Raw genomic sequence first — 12,545 nt, forward strand, 5'->3', positions numbered from 1 at the left:
ACATGTCTGATTTGCGTAACACGACGGCAGCCGAAATGGCTGCCGTCGGCATTTACAAGATTGCCCTGGGCGTCGAGTATCGCGGTGCCCGTTACCGGGGGTTCCAGCGCCAGCGCGACGGGGTTCCGTCCATCCAGGCATCGCTCGAGAAGGCCCTTTCCAAGGTCGCCGGCGGTGCGCCGGTGACCTTGAGCTGCGCAGGGCGTACCGACGCTCTGGTGCATGCCAGTGGTCAGGTAGTGCATTTCGATACCACCGTCGAGCGCTCCATGCATGCCTGGGTCATGGGCGCCAACATGAACCTGCCTGGCGACATCAGCGTGACCTGGGCCAAGGCCATGCCGGCGCATTTCGACGCGCGCTTCTGCGCCATGGCACGTCGTTATCGCTATGTGATCTACAACGACCAGATTCGCCCGGCGCACATGGCCGAAGAAATCACCTGGAATCACCGTCCCCTGGACATCGAGCGCATGCGCGAAGCGGCGCAGGCGTTCCTCGGCACTCACGACTTCAGTGCCTTCCGAGCCCGGCAGTGTCAGGCCAAATCACCGATCAAGACCGTCCACCACCTCGAGCTGCTGCAGCATGGGCGCTTCATCGTGCTGGATATCCGCGCCAATGCGTTTCTGCACCACATGGTGCGAAACATCGCCGGGGTGCTGATGACCATCGGCGCTGGCGAGCGCCCGGTGGCCTGGGCCGGCGAGGTGCTGGCCACCGGCGTGCGGCGCACGGGCGGGGTAACGGCGCACCCCTACGGGTTGTACCTGGTGCAGGTGGACTATCCCGCCGAGTTCGAGTTGCCGACGCGTTATCTGGGGCCGCACTTTCTCTCCGGGCTCCCGGACGTGGCGCTCACGCAGTGAGAGGGCGGGGCTGGCACTGCAATTAATGGCCCCAGCCTGTCGGTCATTTGCTACCATCCGGCATTTCGCGGAGGTATTCGTCCGTTGTCAGTCGTTCGCTGCAAGATCTGCGGGATTACCCGCCTCGAGGATGCGCTGGCCGCAGTTGCTGCTGGCGCGGACGCTATCGGCCTGGTGTTCTACGCGCCCAGCCCGCGAGCCGTATCGATCGAGCAGGCGCGTGCCATCGTAGCCGGCCTGCCGCCGTTCGTGACCACGGTCGGCCTGTTCGTCGACATGCCGCAAGCCGACATCGAGGCAGTGCTGGCCACGGTGCCGCTGGACCTGCTGCAGTTTCACGGTGATGAAAGCGCTGCCGCATGCGAGGCGCTGAAGCGCCCTTACATCAAGGCATTGCGTGTTCGTGCGCAAGACGATGTGGCGGCCCTGGTCGATGCCTATCCCGGCGCCCGCGCGGTGTTGCTCGATACCTTCGTCGACGGCGTGCCCGGCGGCACCGGGCAGGCGTTCGACTGGGCGCTGGTACCGGCGCGCCTCGGCAAACCGGTGATCCTGGCGGGCGGTTTGACCCCGGAGAACGTTGCCGCGGCGATCGTTCAGGTACGCCCTTATGCGGTGGATGTCAGCGGCGGCGTCGAGCAGGCCAAGGGCATCAAGGATGCAGGCAGGGTAAAGGACTTCGTGCAGCGGGTGCGAGCGGTTGGAGACTCGATGTGACGGCGCCGCGCAGCGCGCCGTCCATACTCCTATCGCCGCAACGAGTGCGCGCTTTTTTCGTGGTTGGGTCAGGTGGCGGGCTTCACGCCGGCCCCGGTCCCGACCACTTTTTGAATTCGCTTGTCATGTGCAGCAAGCATGTTGAAGCCTACAGCGTTGGAGAATTGAGAGCATGAGCAACTGGCTGGTAGACAAACTGATCCCATCGATCATGCGTTCCGAGGTCAAGAAGAGTTCGGTGCCCGAAGGCCTGTGGCACAAGTGCCCGTCCTGCGAGGCCGTGCTGTACAAGCCCGAGCTGGAAAAGACCCTCGACGTTTGCCCCAAGTGCAATCACCACATGCGTATCGGTGCCCGTGCGCGCCTGGACATCTTCCTCGATGCCGATGGCCGCGAGGAAATCGGCGCCGATCTGGAACCGAGCGATCGTCTGAAATTCCGTGACAGCAAGAAGTACAAGGATCGCCTGGTCGCTGCGCAAAAGCAGACCGGCGAGAAGGATGCGCTTATTTCCATGAGCGGCACGCTGGAAGGCATGCCGATCGTGACCTGCGCGTTCGAGTTTTCCTTCATGGGCGGCTCGATGGGCGCCATCGTCGGCGAGCGTTTCGTGCAGGCCGCCAACGTGGCCCTGGAGAAGCGCTGCCCATTCGTGTGTTTCGCCGCTTCCGGCGGTGCGCGCATGCAGGAAGCGCTGATCTCGCTCATGCAGATGGCCAAGACCTCGGCGGTGCTGGCGCGTTTGCGTGAAGAAGGTATTCCGTTCATCTCGGTGCTGACCGACCCGGTCTACGGCGGCGTATCGGCGAGCCTGGCGATGCTGGGCGACGTTATCGTCGCCGAGCCGAAGGCACTGATCGGTTTCGCCGGCCCACGGGTGATCGAGCAGACCGTTCGCGAGAAGCTGCCGGAAGGCTTCCAGCGCAGCGAGTTCCTCATCGAACACGGCGCCATCGACATGATCATTCACCGTGCCGAACTGCGCTCGCGCCTCGCTCGTCTGCTGGCGCAATTCACCCACCAGCCATCTCCTGCAGCGCTGCCGGTCACGGCATGACCCAGCGCTCCCTGGCCGAGTGGCTGGCGTACCTGGAGCGGTTGCATCCGAGTGCCATCGACATGGGCCTCGAACGCTCCCGGGACGTCGCTACACGCCTGGGCTTGTCCCGGCCGGCGCCGCGCGTGATCACCGTCACCGGTACCAATGGCAAGGGCTCGACCTGCGCCTTTCTCGCCGCGCTGCTGCGTGCCCAGGGTCTCAAGGTCGGGGTGTACAGCTCGCCCCACCTGCTGCGTTACAACGAGCGCGTGCAAGTCGACGGTCGCGAAACCAGCGATGAGGCGCTTTGCGAGGCTTTCGCCGCCGTAGAGGCCGCGCGTGGCGATACGTCGCTGACCTATTTCGAAATGGGAACCCTGGCGGCATTCTGGTTGTTCGAGCGTGCCGGGCTGGACGTCGCGGTGCTGGAAGTCGGCCTGGGCGGGCGCCTGGATGCGGTGAACCTGATCGATGCCGATCTGGCGCTGATCACCAGTATCGGTATCGACCATGCAGACTGGCTGGGCGATAGCCGCGAGTCGGTGGCGTTCGAAAAGGCCGGTATTCTGCGCGCCGGCAAGCCGGCCCTGTGCGGTGATTTCGACCCGCCGTTGCCGCTGCTGGAGCGCGTCGTTGAGCTGGATGCGCCGCTGTTCCTTCGTTGCCGTGATTTTGACCTGAGCGTCGGCCCGCATGGCTGGAGCTGGTACGGGCTGACGCCGCGAGGCGAGGTCCTGCGCCTTGCCGACCTGCCGCTGCTCGACTTGCCCATGGAGAACGCCGCGCTGGCGTTGCAAGCCTACGCCTTGCTCGACCTGCCATGGGACGCCGAGCGTATCGCGTTGGCCTTGCAGGCGACGCGGGTGGTCGGTCGTCTGGATCGTCGTCACTTGAACTGGCGGGGCAAGTCCCTCACTCTGTTGCTCGATGTAGGGCACAATCCCCATGCTGCGCAGTTTCTCGCCGCTCGCCTGCAGGCGAATCAGTCTGCCGAACGGCGGCTTGCGGTGTTCGGCCTGCTGGCGGACAAGGATCTGCCTGGCGTGGTGGGGCCTCTGCTCGCCGAGGTGAGGCACTGGGCGGTGACGCCGCTGCCAAGCGAGCGTTCGCGCTCAGCGGCTGAGCTGCACGGCCACCTGGCCGCCTGCGCCGCCCATGCCGAGATGCATGCCGATGTAGGCAGCGCGTTGCAGGCGCAGTGCGAGCGTGCCGCGGCCGGGGATGAAATTCTGCTCTTTGGATCTTTTTTCTGCGTGGCCGAAGCCTTGATGTGGCTGGAGCGTCACGCCCAGGAGGGTGTGCAGGATGGCAATGCTGGATAGCGGAACGAAGCAACGTATTGTCGGGGCGCTGGTGCTGGTGGCGCTGGCGGTGATTTTCCTGCCGATGCTGCTGTCCCGTCCCGACGAGTTGCGCCATGTCGTGGTGGACGCACCCGCGATGCCGGCCAAGCCGGTAGTGCCGGAAATCGAGATGCAGCCGGTGATCGTCCCGGATCCGCAGGAGTTGCCGCAGGAGCCGGTACCCGGTGACAGTGCGGCGGCCGGGCAGGCGCCTGCACCCGTCGAGCAACCGATCGGTGAACTGCCCGTTGCTGACGCGCCGGTGGCGACACCGGCACCGACGCCACAACCGACGCCACAACCGACGCCCAGCAAACCTGCCGAGGTTGCGCCACCGCCGCAAAAGGCGCCTGCCGAACGGCTGGATGCCAACAGCCTGCCGGTCAGCTGGTCGGTGCAACTGGCGAGCCTGTCCAGCCGCCCGGGTGCCGAGACGCTGCAGAAAACCCTGCGCGCCCAGGGTTACAACGCCTACATTCGCAATGCCGACGGCATGAATCGGGTGTTCGTCGGCCCGCTCGTGGAGAGGGTCGAGGCCGATCGCCTGCGCGACCAGCTCAATCGTCAGCACAAGCTCAATGGTTTCGTGGTGCGATTCCAGCCGGAAAGCAACTGACTTCGGCATCTGCGCTTAACCGATGGGCAGGGCTCTGCTAAAATGCAGCGCCTCTTCCATCGGTAACCTGCATCGTGGCATTCACTTGGGTCGATTGGGCGATCATCGCCATCATCGCCGTATCGAGTCTGATCAGCTTGAGCCGTGGCTTCGTCAAGGAAGCCCTGTCGCTGGTCACCTGGATTATCGCGGGTGTGGTGGCCTGGATGTTCGGCGGGGCGCTTTCGCAGCATTTCGCCGCCTATATCGAAACCCCCTCCGCCCGTGTCATTGCCGCCTGTGTCCTGTTGTTCGTATTGACCCTGCTGGTCGGCGCGCTGATCAATTACCTGATCGGCGAGCTGATCCGGGTGACTGGGCTTTCCGGGACCGACCGCTTCCTGGGCATGGTTTTCGGTGCTGCGCGCGGCGCCTTGCTGGTCGTGATCGCCGTCGGCCTGTTGAGCCTGGCGCCTGTCGAGCAGGACGTCTGGTGGCAGCAGTCCACGTTGATACCGCATTTTCTGTTGGTTGCAGACTGGTCTAAGAACCTCATTCTGGGGATGTCCAGTGAATGGTTGGCGAGCGGGATCCGCGAGCCGGTCGAACTGCCGTTCAAAGACGTGCTGCAGGGAACCATCCCTGCAGGCACTGGTAATTAGTCGTTCCACTGAGTAGGGGTTGCGTCACATGTGTGGCATTGTCGGTATCGTCGGTAAATCGAACGTCAATCAGGCGCTGTATGACGGGCTCACCGTTCTGCAGCACCGCGGCCAGGATGCTGCCGGTATCGTCACCAGTTACGAAGGACGGCTGTTCCTGCGCAAGGACAACGGCCTGGTGCGCGATGTGTTCCAGCAGCGCCACATGCAGCGCCTGATCGGCCATATGGGCATCGGCCACGTGCGCTATCCCACTGCAGGGAGCTCCAGCTCGGCGGAAGCGCAACCCTTCTACGTCAACTCGCCCTATGGCATCACCCTGGCTCATAACGGCAACCTGACCAACGTCGAACAGTTGGCCAAGGAGATCTACGAGTCGGATCTGCGCCACGTCAACACCAGCTCCGATTCCGAAGTGCTGCTCAACGTGTTTGCCCATGAACTGGCCGTTCGCGGCAAGCTCAACCCCAGCGAAGAGGACGTGTTCGCGGCGGTCAAGGACGTGCACAAGCGCTGCCGCGGTGGTTATGCGGTGGTGGCGATGATCACCGGTTACGGCATCGTCGGTTTCCGCGACCCCAACGGCATTCGCCCGATCGTCTTCGGCCAGCGGCATACCGACGAGGGCGTCGAGTACATGATCGCCTCCGAAAGCGTGGCGCTGGACGTGCTCGGTTTCACCCTGATCCGCGACCTGGCGCCGGGCGAAGCGGTGTACATCACCGAGGAAGGCCAGTTGCATACGCGCCAGTGCGCGCCCAATCCGCAGCTCAAGCCGTGCATCTTCGAGCACGTCTACCTGGCTCGTCCGGACTCCATCATGGATGGGGTGTCGGTCTACAAGGCGCGGCTGCGCATGGGCGAAAAGCTGGCCGACAAGATCCGCCGCGAGCGTCCGGATCACGGTATCGACGTGGTCATTCCGATCCCCGATACCAGCCGTACCTCGGCGCTGGAACTGGCCAACCACCTGGGCGTGAAGTTTCGCGAAGGCTTCGTCAAGAACCGCTACATCGGTCGGACCTTCATCATGCCGGGGCAGGCCGCGCGCAAGAAGTCGGTGCGCCAGAAGCTCAATGCAATCGAACTCGAGTTCCGCGGCAAGAACGTGATGCTGGTGGATGACTCCATCGTGCGCGGTACCACCTGCAAGCAGATCATCCAGATGGCCCGCGAAGCTGGCGCCAAGAACGTGTATTTCTGCTCGGCCGCACCTGCCGTGCGTTACCCGAACGTGTATGGCATCGACATGCCGAGCCCGCACGAGCTGATTGCCCATGGCCGCACCACCGAGCAGGTCGCCGAGCTGATCGGTGCCGACTGGCTGATCTATCAGGATCTCGATGACCTGAAAGAAGCCGTCGGTGGCGGCAAGATCAAGATCGAGCACTTCGACAGCGCCGTGTTCGACGGTCAGTACGTGACCGGCGATGTTGACGAGGCCTATCTCAATCGCATCGACCTGGCGCGCAACGACGGTTCCAAGACCAGCAGTCAGGCGGTCAGCGAGATCATCGATCTGTACAACAATTGAGTGGCCGGCGGCCAAGAGCCGAGCACTGAACTATTGATGACCGGGCCCATGTGGCCCGGACTGGTTTCTGGACGAGGACGCGATATGACGCAGGAATGGGAGGCCGGGCGCCTCAACAGCGATCTGGAGGGTGTCGGTTTCGACACCCTGGCCGTACGTGCCGGGCAGCACCGCACGCCGGAGGGTGAGCACAGCGAGGCGCTATTCCCGACGTCGAGCTACGTGTTCCGCACCGCGGCAGACGCCGCTGCGCGCTTCGCGGGTGAGGTGCCGGGTAATGTCTACTCGCGTTACACCAACCCGACGGTGCGTGCGTTCGAAGAACGCATCGCGGCCATGGAGGGTGCCGAGCAGGCTGTTGCCACCGCGTCGGGCATGTCGGCGATCCTGTCGATCGTCATGAGCCTGTGCAGCGCCGGTGACCATGTGCTGGTGTCGCGCAGCGTCTTTGGCTCCACCATCAGCCTGTTCGAGAAGTACCTCAAGCGCTTCGGCGTGCAGGTCGACTACGTGCCGTTGGCCGATCTGCAGGGCTGGGCTGCTGCGTTCAAGCCCAACACCAAGCTGCTGTTCGTCGAGTCGCCGTCCAACCCACTGGCCGAGCTGGTGGACATCGCGGCGCTGGCGGAGATTGCCCATGCGCGCGGTGCGTTGCTGGCCGTGGACAACTGTTTCTGCACGCCAGCCCTTCAGCAGCCGTTGAAGTTGGGTGCCGATATCGTCATGCACTCTGCGACCAAGTTCATCGACGGGCAGGGTCGCGCCATGGGCGGTGTGGTGGCCGGCAGCGCCAAGCTGATGACCGACGTGGTGGGCTTCCTGCGGACCGCCGGGCCAACGTTGAGCCCGTTCAACGCATGGATCTTCCTCAAGGGCCTGGAAACCTTGCGCATCCGCATGCAGGCGCATTGCAGTAGTGCCCTGCAGCTGGCCCAGTGGCTGGAGCAGCAGGACGGCATCGAACACGTGTATTACGCCGGTCTTGCCAGCCACCCTCAGCATGAACTGGCTGCGCGCCAACAGAGCGCTTTTGGCGCGGTAGTCAGTTTCGAGGTCAAAGGAGGCAAGGAAGGTGCCTGGCGTTTCATCGACGCCACGAGAGTGATCTCGATCACCACCAACCTGGGCGATACCAAGACCACCATCGCTCATCCGGCGACCACCTCTCATGGTCGCCTGTCGCCCCAGGAGCGCGAGAGTGCGGGTATTCGCGACAACCTCATTCGGGTTGCGGTAGGCCTGGAGGATGTCGCCGATCTGAAGGCCGACTTGAGCCGTGGCCTGCAGGCGCTTTGAGCGATGAGCATTGAATCGGCCCCAGGCCGGGTCGCGCTGGTTACCGGCGCTGCCCGGGGTATTGGCGAGGGCATTGCCCGCTGGTTGCTATGCCGAGGCTGGCGTGTGGCCCTTTGTGATCTGGCTGAAAGCCGGGGCCTCGAAGTGGCGACAGCGCTTGGCGACGACGCGCTGTTCGTCGCTATGGATGTGGCCGATGAAGCGCAGGTCGAGCGCGCAGTGGCGACTGTCATCGAGCGTTTCGGCAGGTTGGACGCCCTGGTCTGCAACGCCGGCGTGGCCAGCCCTCATAGCGGTCCGCTGAACTCGTTGTCGCTGGATACTTGGAATCAAGTGCTGGCGATCAACCTCGGCGGGCCGATGTTGTTGGCCAAGCACTGCGCAGCGCACCTGCGCGCCAGTGGTGGCGCAATCGTTAACATCGCCTCGACACGAGCCAGTCAGTCCGAGCCTGAGAGTGAAGCCTACGCTGCCAGCAAAGGTGGGCTGGTGGCGTTGACCCATGCGCTGGCCGTCAGTCTCGGTCCGGGCATTCGAGTAAATGCCGTGAGCCCGGGCTGGATAGACTCCCGCGACCCCGAGCAGCGTGCTGACGAGCCGCTGAGCGCTGATGACCACGCGCAGCACCTAGTGGGACGAGTCGGCCAGGTGGACGATGTGGCCGCGCTGGTTGCCTGGTTATTGTCGGACGAGGCGGGATTCGTGACTGGGCAAGAGTTCGTGACCGATGGCGGCATGACGCGCAAGATGATCTACCGCTAAGGCGGGTAGGGTGCGCGGCGTCTTTTTAGAAAAAAATTCAATAGCGGCCTTGACTTAGGTTAGGCCGCCGCGTAAATTTCGCCTCCTCGCAAGGCAATGGGTGATTAGCTCAGCCGGGAGAGCATCTGCCTTACAAGCAGAGGGTCGGCGGTTCGATCCCGTCATCACCCACCATTCCTTGAGAGATCGGACGCAAGTCCACCGACGCGCAGCGGTAGTTCAGTCGGTTAGAATACCGGCCTGTCACGCCGGGGGTCGCGGGTTCGAGTCCCGTCCGCTGCGCCATATTTTCCATCCAAGACACCGTTCTGGGATGTGATACGAAAGCACTGCTAGCGTATCTGACGAAGCAAGAGTTGTACGGACGCAAGTCCACCGACACGCAGCGGTAGTTCAGTCGGTTAGAATACCGGCCTGTCACGCCGGGGGTCGCGGGTTCGAGTCCCGTCCGCTGCGCCACATCTTACCTGCCTTGGGCAGGTTCCCTGAAAAGCGGCCATTGGCCGCTTTTCTTGTTTCCAGGCTACTCATTCCTGCCGCCTGCCGCCTGCCGCCTGCCGCCTCCACGGTATGCTCATTCAATTTGCGTATTCCATCGCCACATCACCGATGACTGCCCGGCGAACCGCAGCGCGAAGCTCTGCCGCATCCGCCCGGACTGGCTTTCGCAGCCTTTGGTCCGATTTTTGCCATCATCGTTCGAATTCCAACAGTTTTCCGTCTTTACCGCTTCAGTTGCGAGTGATATTTTCGTTAATGAAAATGTCATACAACTGTCACATTAATAGTGTGCGGCTAAAAACAAGAACTGGAGTCCCAGGATGTTCGCCTTCTTCCGTCCCGCCCCTCATCGGGAAACCCTGCCCGAAGCTCAGATAGACAGTACCTACCGCCGCCTGCGCTGGCAGATCTTCGCCGGTATCTTTATCGGCTACGCCGGTTACTACCTGCTGCGCAAGAACTTCTCCCTGGCCATGCCGTACCTCATCGAAGAAGAGGGTTACAGCCGTGGGCAGCTTGGCCTGGCGATGTCGGCCATCGCCATCTCCTATGGCCTGTCGAAGTTCCTCATGGGGCTGGTGTCCGACCGCTCCAATCCCCGTTACTTCCTGCCATTCGGCCTGCTGGTGTCGGCAGGTGTGATGTTCGTTTTCGGTTTCGCGCCCTGGGCGACCTCCAGCGTGACCATGATGTTCATCCTCCTGTTCATCAATGGCTGGGCGCAGGGCATGGGCTGGCCGCCCAGTGGCCGAACCATGGTCCACTGGTGGTCGCAGAAAGAGCGCGGTGGCGTGGTCTCGGTGTGGAACGTCGCCCACAACGTCGGCGGAGGCCTGATCGGCCCGCTGTTTCTGGTTGGCATGGGCCTGTTCAACGACTGGCATGCGGCATTTTACGTGCCCGCCGCGGTGGCCCTGCTGGTAGCGGTGTTCGCGTTCATGACCATGCGCGATACCCCGCAATCGGTCGGCCTGCCGCCCATCGAGCAGTACAAGAACGATTACCCGGAAGGCTACGACGCCAGCCATGAGAAGGAATTCAGCACGCGGGAGATCTTCGTCAAATACATCCTGCGCAACAAGATGCTGTGGTTCATCGCCTTGGCGAACGTGTTCGTTTATCTGCTGCGCTACGGTGTGCTGGATTGGGCGCCTACCTACCTGAAAGAGGTCAAGCACTTCACCGTCGACAAGACCTCCTGGGCGTACTTTTTCTATGAATGGGCAGGTATTCCCGGCACGCTGTTGTGCGGCTGGATGTCGGACAAGGTGTTCCGCGGCAACCGCGGCCTGACCGGTGTGGTGTTCATGGCGCTGGTGACGGTCGCTACCGTGGTCTACTGGCTAAACCCGCCGGGTAATCCGCTTGTCGACATGGCCGCGCTGTTTTCCATCGGCTTCCTGATCTACGGCCCGGTCATGCTGATCGGCCTGCACGCGCTGGAACTGGCGCCGAAGAAGGCAGCCGGCACGGCAGCAGGCTTCACCGGCCTGTTCGGATACCTGGGGGGCTCTGTCGCGGCGAGTGCGGCAATGGGCTATACCGTCGACCATTTCGGCTGGGATGGTGGCTTCGTGTTGCTGATTGGCGCGTGCCTGCTGGCAATCGTATTCCTGATCCCGACGCTCTGGCACAAGCAGATACCCAGCGAAGCACGCGCGGTGTAACCGCAGGCAGCCAAACCGAGGCCGTCTGCCTGCGATTGGCCTGGCGGCCGCGACCGGGTTGCAGGCAGCGTTGAAACGGTTACCGCGACGGGAAAAACGGGACATCCAGCCTGCACGCTGGACGTCCCGTTTTTTTATTGGCGTTGCGCCAGGTCTGTGCCCGTCCAGCCACCGCCCAGAGTTCTGAACAGATCGGTCAAGGCGAGTTGCCGCTCGGTGCTGACCTGGATCAGGGTGGTCTGGTCGGTGAAGCTGCTGCGCTGCGCGTCGAGGTAGCGCAGGTGGTCGTCCACGCCGCCGCGGTAGCGCGCTTCGGCGAGGGTTTCCGCCGCCCGGCTGGAGTCGGCCAGCGCACGCCGCGCGGCTTCCTCGCGGCGCAGCGTGTCGGTGGCGGCGAGGGCGTCGGCGACTTCACGGAAGGCGGTCTGGATGGTGCCTTCGTAGTCCGCCACGGCAGCGTCCTTGCGTACTTCGGCGAGATCCAGATTGGCGCGATTGCGGCCGCCAGCGAAAATCGGCAGCGACAGGCTCGGCGCGAAGCTCCAGGCCCGCGAGCCGCCGTCGAACAGCCCGGACAGCTCGGTGCTGGAACTGCCCACCGAGCCGGTCAGGGTGATGCGTGGGAAGAACGCCGCACGGGCCGCACCGATATCCGCGTTGCGCGCCTTGAGGCGGTGCTCGCTGGCCAGGATGTCCGGGCGCCGCTCGATCAGAGCCGAGGTGGTGCCGGGGGCAATGTCCTGCAGCACCATCAGGTTTTCCCGCGGTTTGGCGGGCAGCAAACGCTCCACGTCCGGCGTGCCGAGCAGCAGCACCAGGGCGTTGTCGGCCTGGCGCACTTGCCGCTCGGTGCTCTCGCGCTCGGCCTTGGCCTGTTCGGTCAGGCCTACTGCTTCCTGATAGTCCAGCGCCGTGGCGGTGCCGGCTTCACGGCGTCTGCTCACCAGATCCAGCGAGGCCAGGCGGCTGTCCAGCGTTTGTTCGACTAACGCCATGCGGCGCAGTGCGCCATCGCGGGTCAGGTAGGCCTGGATTACTTCGGCGATCAGGCTGATCTGCGTGGCGCGGGTGGCTTCCTCGGTAGCCAGGTAGGTTTCCAGTGCGGCCTCGGAGAGGTTGCGCACGCGGCCGAACAGGTCGACCTCGTACTCGGCCAGGCCCAGGCCGACCTGATAGACGCTCGTCACGTCGGAGCGCCCGGTCTGTGACTGGTCCGCCGGCACGCGCTGGCGGTTGCCGGTTAAGTTGCCGTTGATCGCCGGCAGGCGGTCGGCGCGCTGGATACGGTATTGCGCGCGCGCCGCTTCGATATCCAGCAGCGCCTGGCGCAGGCTGCGGTTGTTGCTCAGCGCTGCGGCCACCGCGTTGCGCAGGTCGGCATCGACGATGAAGGTCTGCCAGTCCAGCGCTTGAGCGCTGGTGCCGCTGGCCTGGGGTGCGTTCCACTGCGCCGCCACGGGCGCTTCGGGGCGCTCATAGCTGGGCGCCAAAGAACAGCCGCCGAGCACGATGGACAGGGTCAGCAGGGCGGGGCGCAACATGATCGGGGACGTCATGGCA

General features: G+C 63.7%; 11 protein-coding genes and 3 tRNA genes. 13 read left to right on the forward strand and 1 reads right to left on the reverse strand.

The genetic code is table 11. The features are described 5' to 3' along the window. The first annotated feature begins 2 nt into the window (after positions 1-2). From truA to glpT, 13 genes are all read left to right on the forward strand, one after another. Complete coding sequence (gene truA / locus ACZ0AV_RS21265; RefSeq protein ID WP_499152853.1) at positions 3-869, forward strand: tRNA pseudouridine(38-40) synthase TruA; 867 nt, start codon at positions 3-5, stop codon at positions 867-869. Positions 870-953: 84 nt separating this feature from the next. Continuing rightward, positions 954-1,586: a phosphoribosylanthranilate isomerase gene (locus ACZ0AV_RS21270; protein WP_499152854.1), complete on the forward strand. Its 633-nt coding sequence runs from the start codon at positions 954-956 to the stop codon at positions 1,584-1,586. A 172-nt stretch (positions 1,587-1,758) separates the two neighbouring features. Further along, complete coding sequence (gene accD / locus ACZ0AV_RS21275) at positions 1,759-2,643, forward strand: acetyl-CoA carboxylase, carboxyltransferase subunit beta (RefSeq protein WP_499152855.1); 885 nt, start codon at positions 1,759-1,761, stop codon at positions 2,641-2,643. After that, positions 2,640-3,947 carry a bifunctional tetrahydrofolate synthase/dihydrofolate synthase gene (folC, locus tag ACZ0AV_RS21280; protein WP_499152856.1) on the forward strand — a complete coding sequence of 436 codons (1,308 nt, stop codon included), beginning with the start codon at positions 2,640-2,642 and terminating at the stop codon, positions 3,945-3,947. The genes accD and folC overlap by 4 nt, the downstream gene beginning before the upstream one ends. Next, positions 3,931-4,584 carry an SPOR domain-containing protein gene (locus ACZ0AV_RS21285; protein ID WP_499152857.1) on the forward strand — a complete coding sequence of 218 codons (654 nt, stop codon included), beginning with the start codon at positions 3,931-3,933 and terminating at the stop codon, positions 4,582-4,584. Before folC ends, ACZ0AV_RS21285 begins: the two co-directional genes overlap by 17 nt. A 74-nt stretch (positions 4,585-4,658) precedes the next feature. Beyond that, entirely contained in the window at positions 4,659-5,225 is a 567-nt protein-coding gene (locus tag ACZ0AV_RS21290) for a CvpA family protein (protein ID WP_499152858.1), read from the forward strand. Between the two features lie 28 nt (positions 5,226-5,253). Next, positions 5,254-6,759 (forward strand): amidophosphoribosyltransferase, encoded by a 1,506-nt coding sequence (purF, locus tag ACZ0AV_RS21295; RefSeq protein ID WP_499152859.1) that lies wholly within the window; start codon positions 5,254-5,256, stop codon positions 6,757-6,759. A gap of 84 nt (positions 6,760-6,843) precedes the next feature. Continuing rightward, positions 6,844-8,055 (forward strand): O-succinylhomoserine sulfhydrylase, encoded by a 1,212-nt coding sequence (locus tag ACZ0AV_RS21300; RefSeq protein ID WP_499152860.1) that lies wholly within the window; start codon positions 6,844-6,846, stop codon positions 8,053-8,055. A 3-nt stretch (positions 8,056-8,058) separates the two neighbouring features. Next, entirely contained in the window at positions 8,059-8,817 is a 759-nt protein-coding gene (locus tag ACZ0AV_RS21305) for an SDR family oxidoreductase (RefSeq protein WP_499152861.1), read from the forward strand. A 98-nt stretch (positions 8,818-8,915) separates the two neighbouring features. Then, positions 8,916-8,991: transfer RNA gene (locus ACZ0AV_RS21310), tRNA-Val, on the forward strand. A 34-nt stretch (positions 8,992-9,025) separates the two neighbouring features. Next, positions 9,026-9,102: transfer RNA gene (locus tag ACZ0AV_RS21315), tRNA-Asp, on the forward strand. Positions 9,103-9,199: 97 nt separating this feature from the next. After that, a tRNA-Asp gene (locus ACZ0AV_RS21320) sits at positions 9,200-9,276 on the forward strand. Positions 9,277-9,638: 362 nt separating this feature from the next. Then, a complete protein-coding gene (gene glpT / locus ACZ0AV_RS21325; RefSeq protein WP_499152862.1) occupies positions 9,639-10,985 on the forward strand; it encodes a glycerol-3-phosphate transporter in 1,347 nt (448 codons plus the stop codon). 134 nt (positions 10,986-11,119) lie between these two features. On the opposite strand, the gene ACZ0AV_RS21330 is transcribed toward glpT, so the two are convergent. Then, entirely contained in the window at positions 11,120-12,541 is a 1,422-nt protein-coding gene (locus tag ACZ0AV_RS21330; RefSeq protein WP_499152863.1) for an efflux transporter outer membrane subunit, read from the reverse strand. Positions 12,542-12,545 lie beyond the last annotated feature (4 nt).

The organism is Pseudomonas sp. AC532, assembly GCF_979258965.1.

What these genes read in the sequence shown, in the direction of transcription:
- ACZ0AV_RS21300 (WP_499152860.1), top strand. Translation starts at nt 6,844, where the DNA reads ATGACGCAGGAATGGGAGGCCGGGCGCCTCAACAGCGATCTGGAGGGT.
- glpT (WP_499152862.1), top strand. Translation starts at nt 9,639, where the DNA reads ATGTTCGCCTTCTTCCGTCCCGCCCCTCATCGGGAAACCCTGCCCGAA.
- folC (WP_499152856.1), top strand. Translation starts at nt 2,640, where the DNA reads ATGACCCAGCGCTCCCTGGCCGAGTGGCTGGCGTACCTGGAGCGGTTG.
- accD (WP_499152855.1), top strand. Translation starts at nt 1,759, where the DNA reads ATGAGCAACTGGCTGGTAGACAAACTGATCCCATCGATCATGCGTTCC.
- ACZ0AV_RS21330 (WP_499152863.1), bottom strand. Translation starts at nt 12,541, where the DNA reads ATGACGTCCCCGATCATGTTGCGCCCCGCCCTGCTGACCCTGTCCATC.
- ACZ0AV_RS21285 (WP_499152857.1), top strand. Translation starts at nt 3,931, where the DNA reads ATGGCAATGCTGGATAGCGGAACGAAGCAACGTATTGTCGGGGCGCTG.
- truA (WP_499152853.1), top strand. Translation starts at nt 3, where the DNA reads ATGTCTGATTTGCGTAACACGACGGCAGCCGAAATGGCTGCCGTCGGC.
- purF (WP_499152859.1), top strand. Translation starts at nt 5,254, where the DNA reads ATGTGTGGCATTGTCGGTATCGTCGGTAAATCGAACGTCAATCAGGCG.
- ACZ0AV_RS21305 (WP_499152861.1), top strand. Translation starts at nt 8,059, where the DNA reads ATGAGCATTGAATCGGCCCCAGGCCGGGTCGCGCTGGTTACCGGCGCT.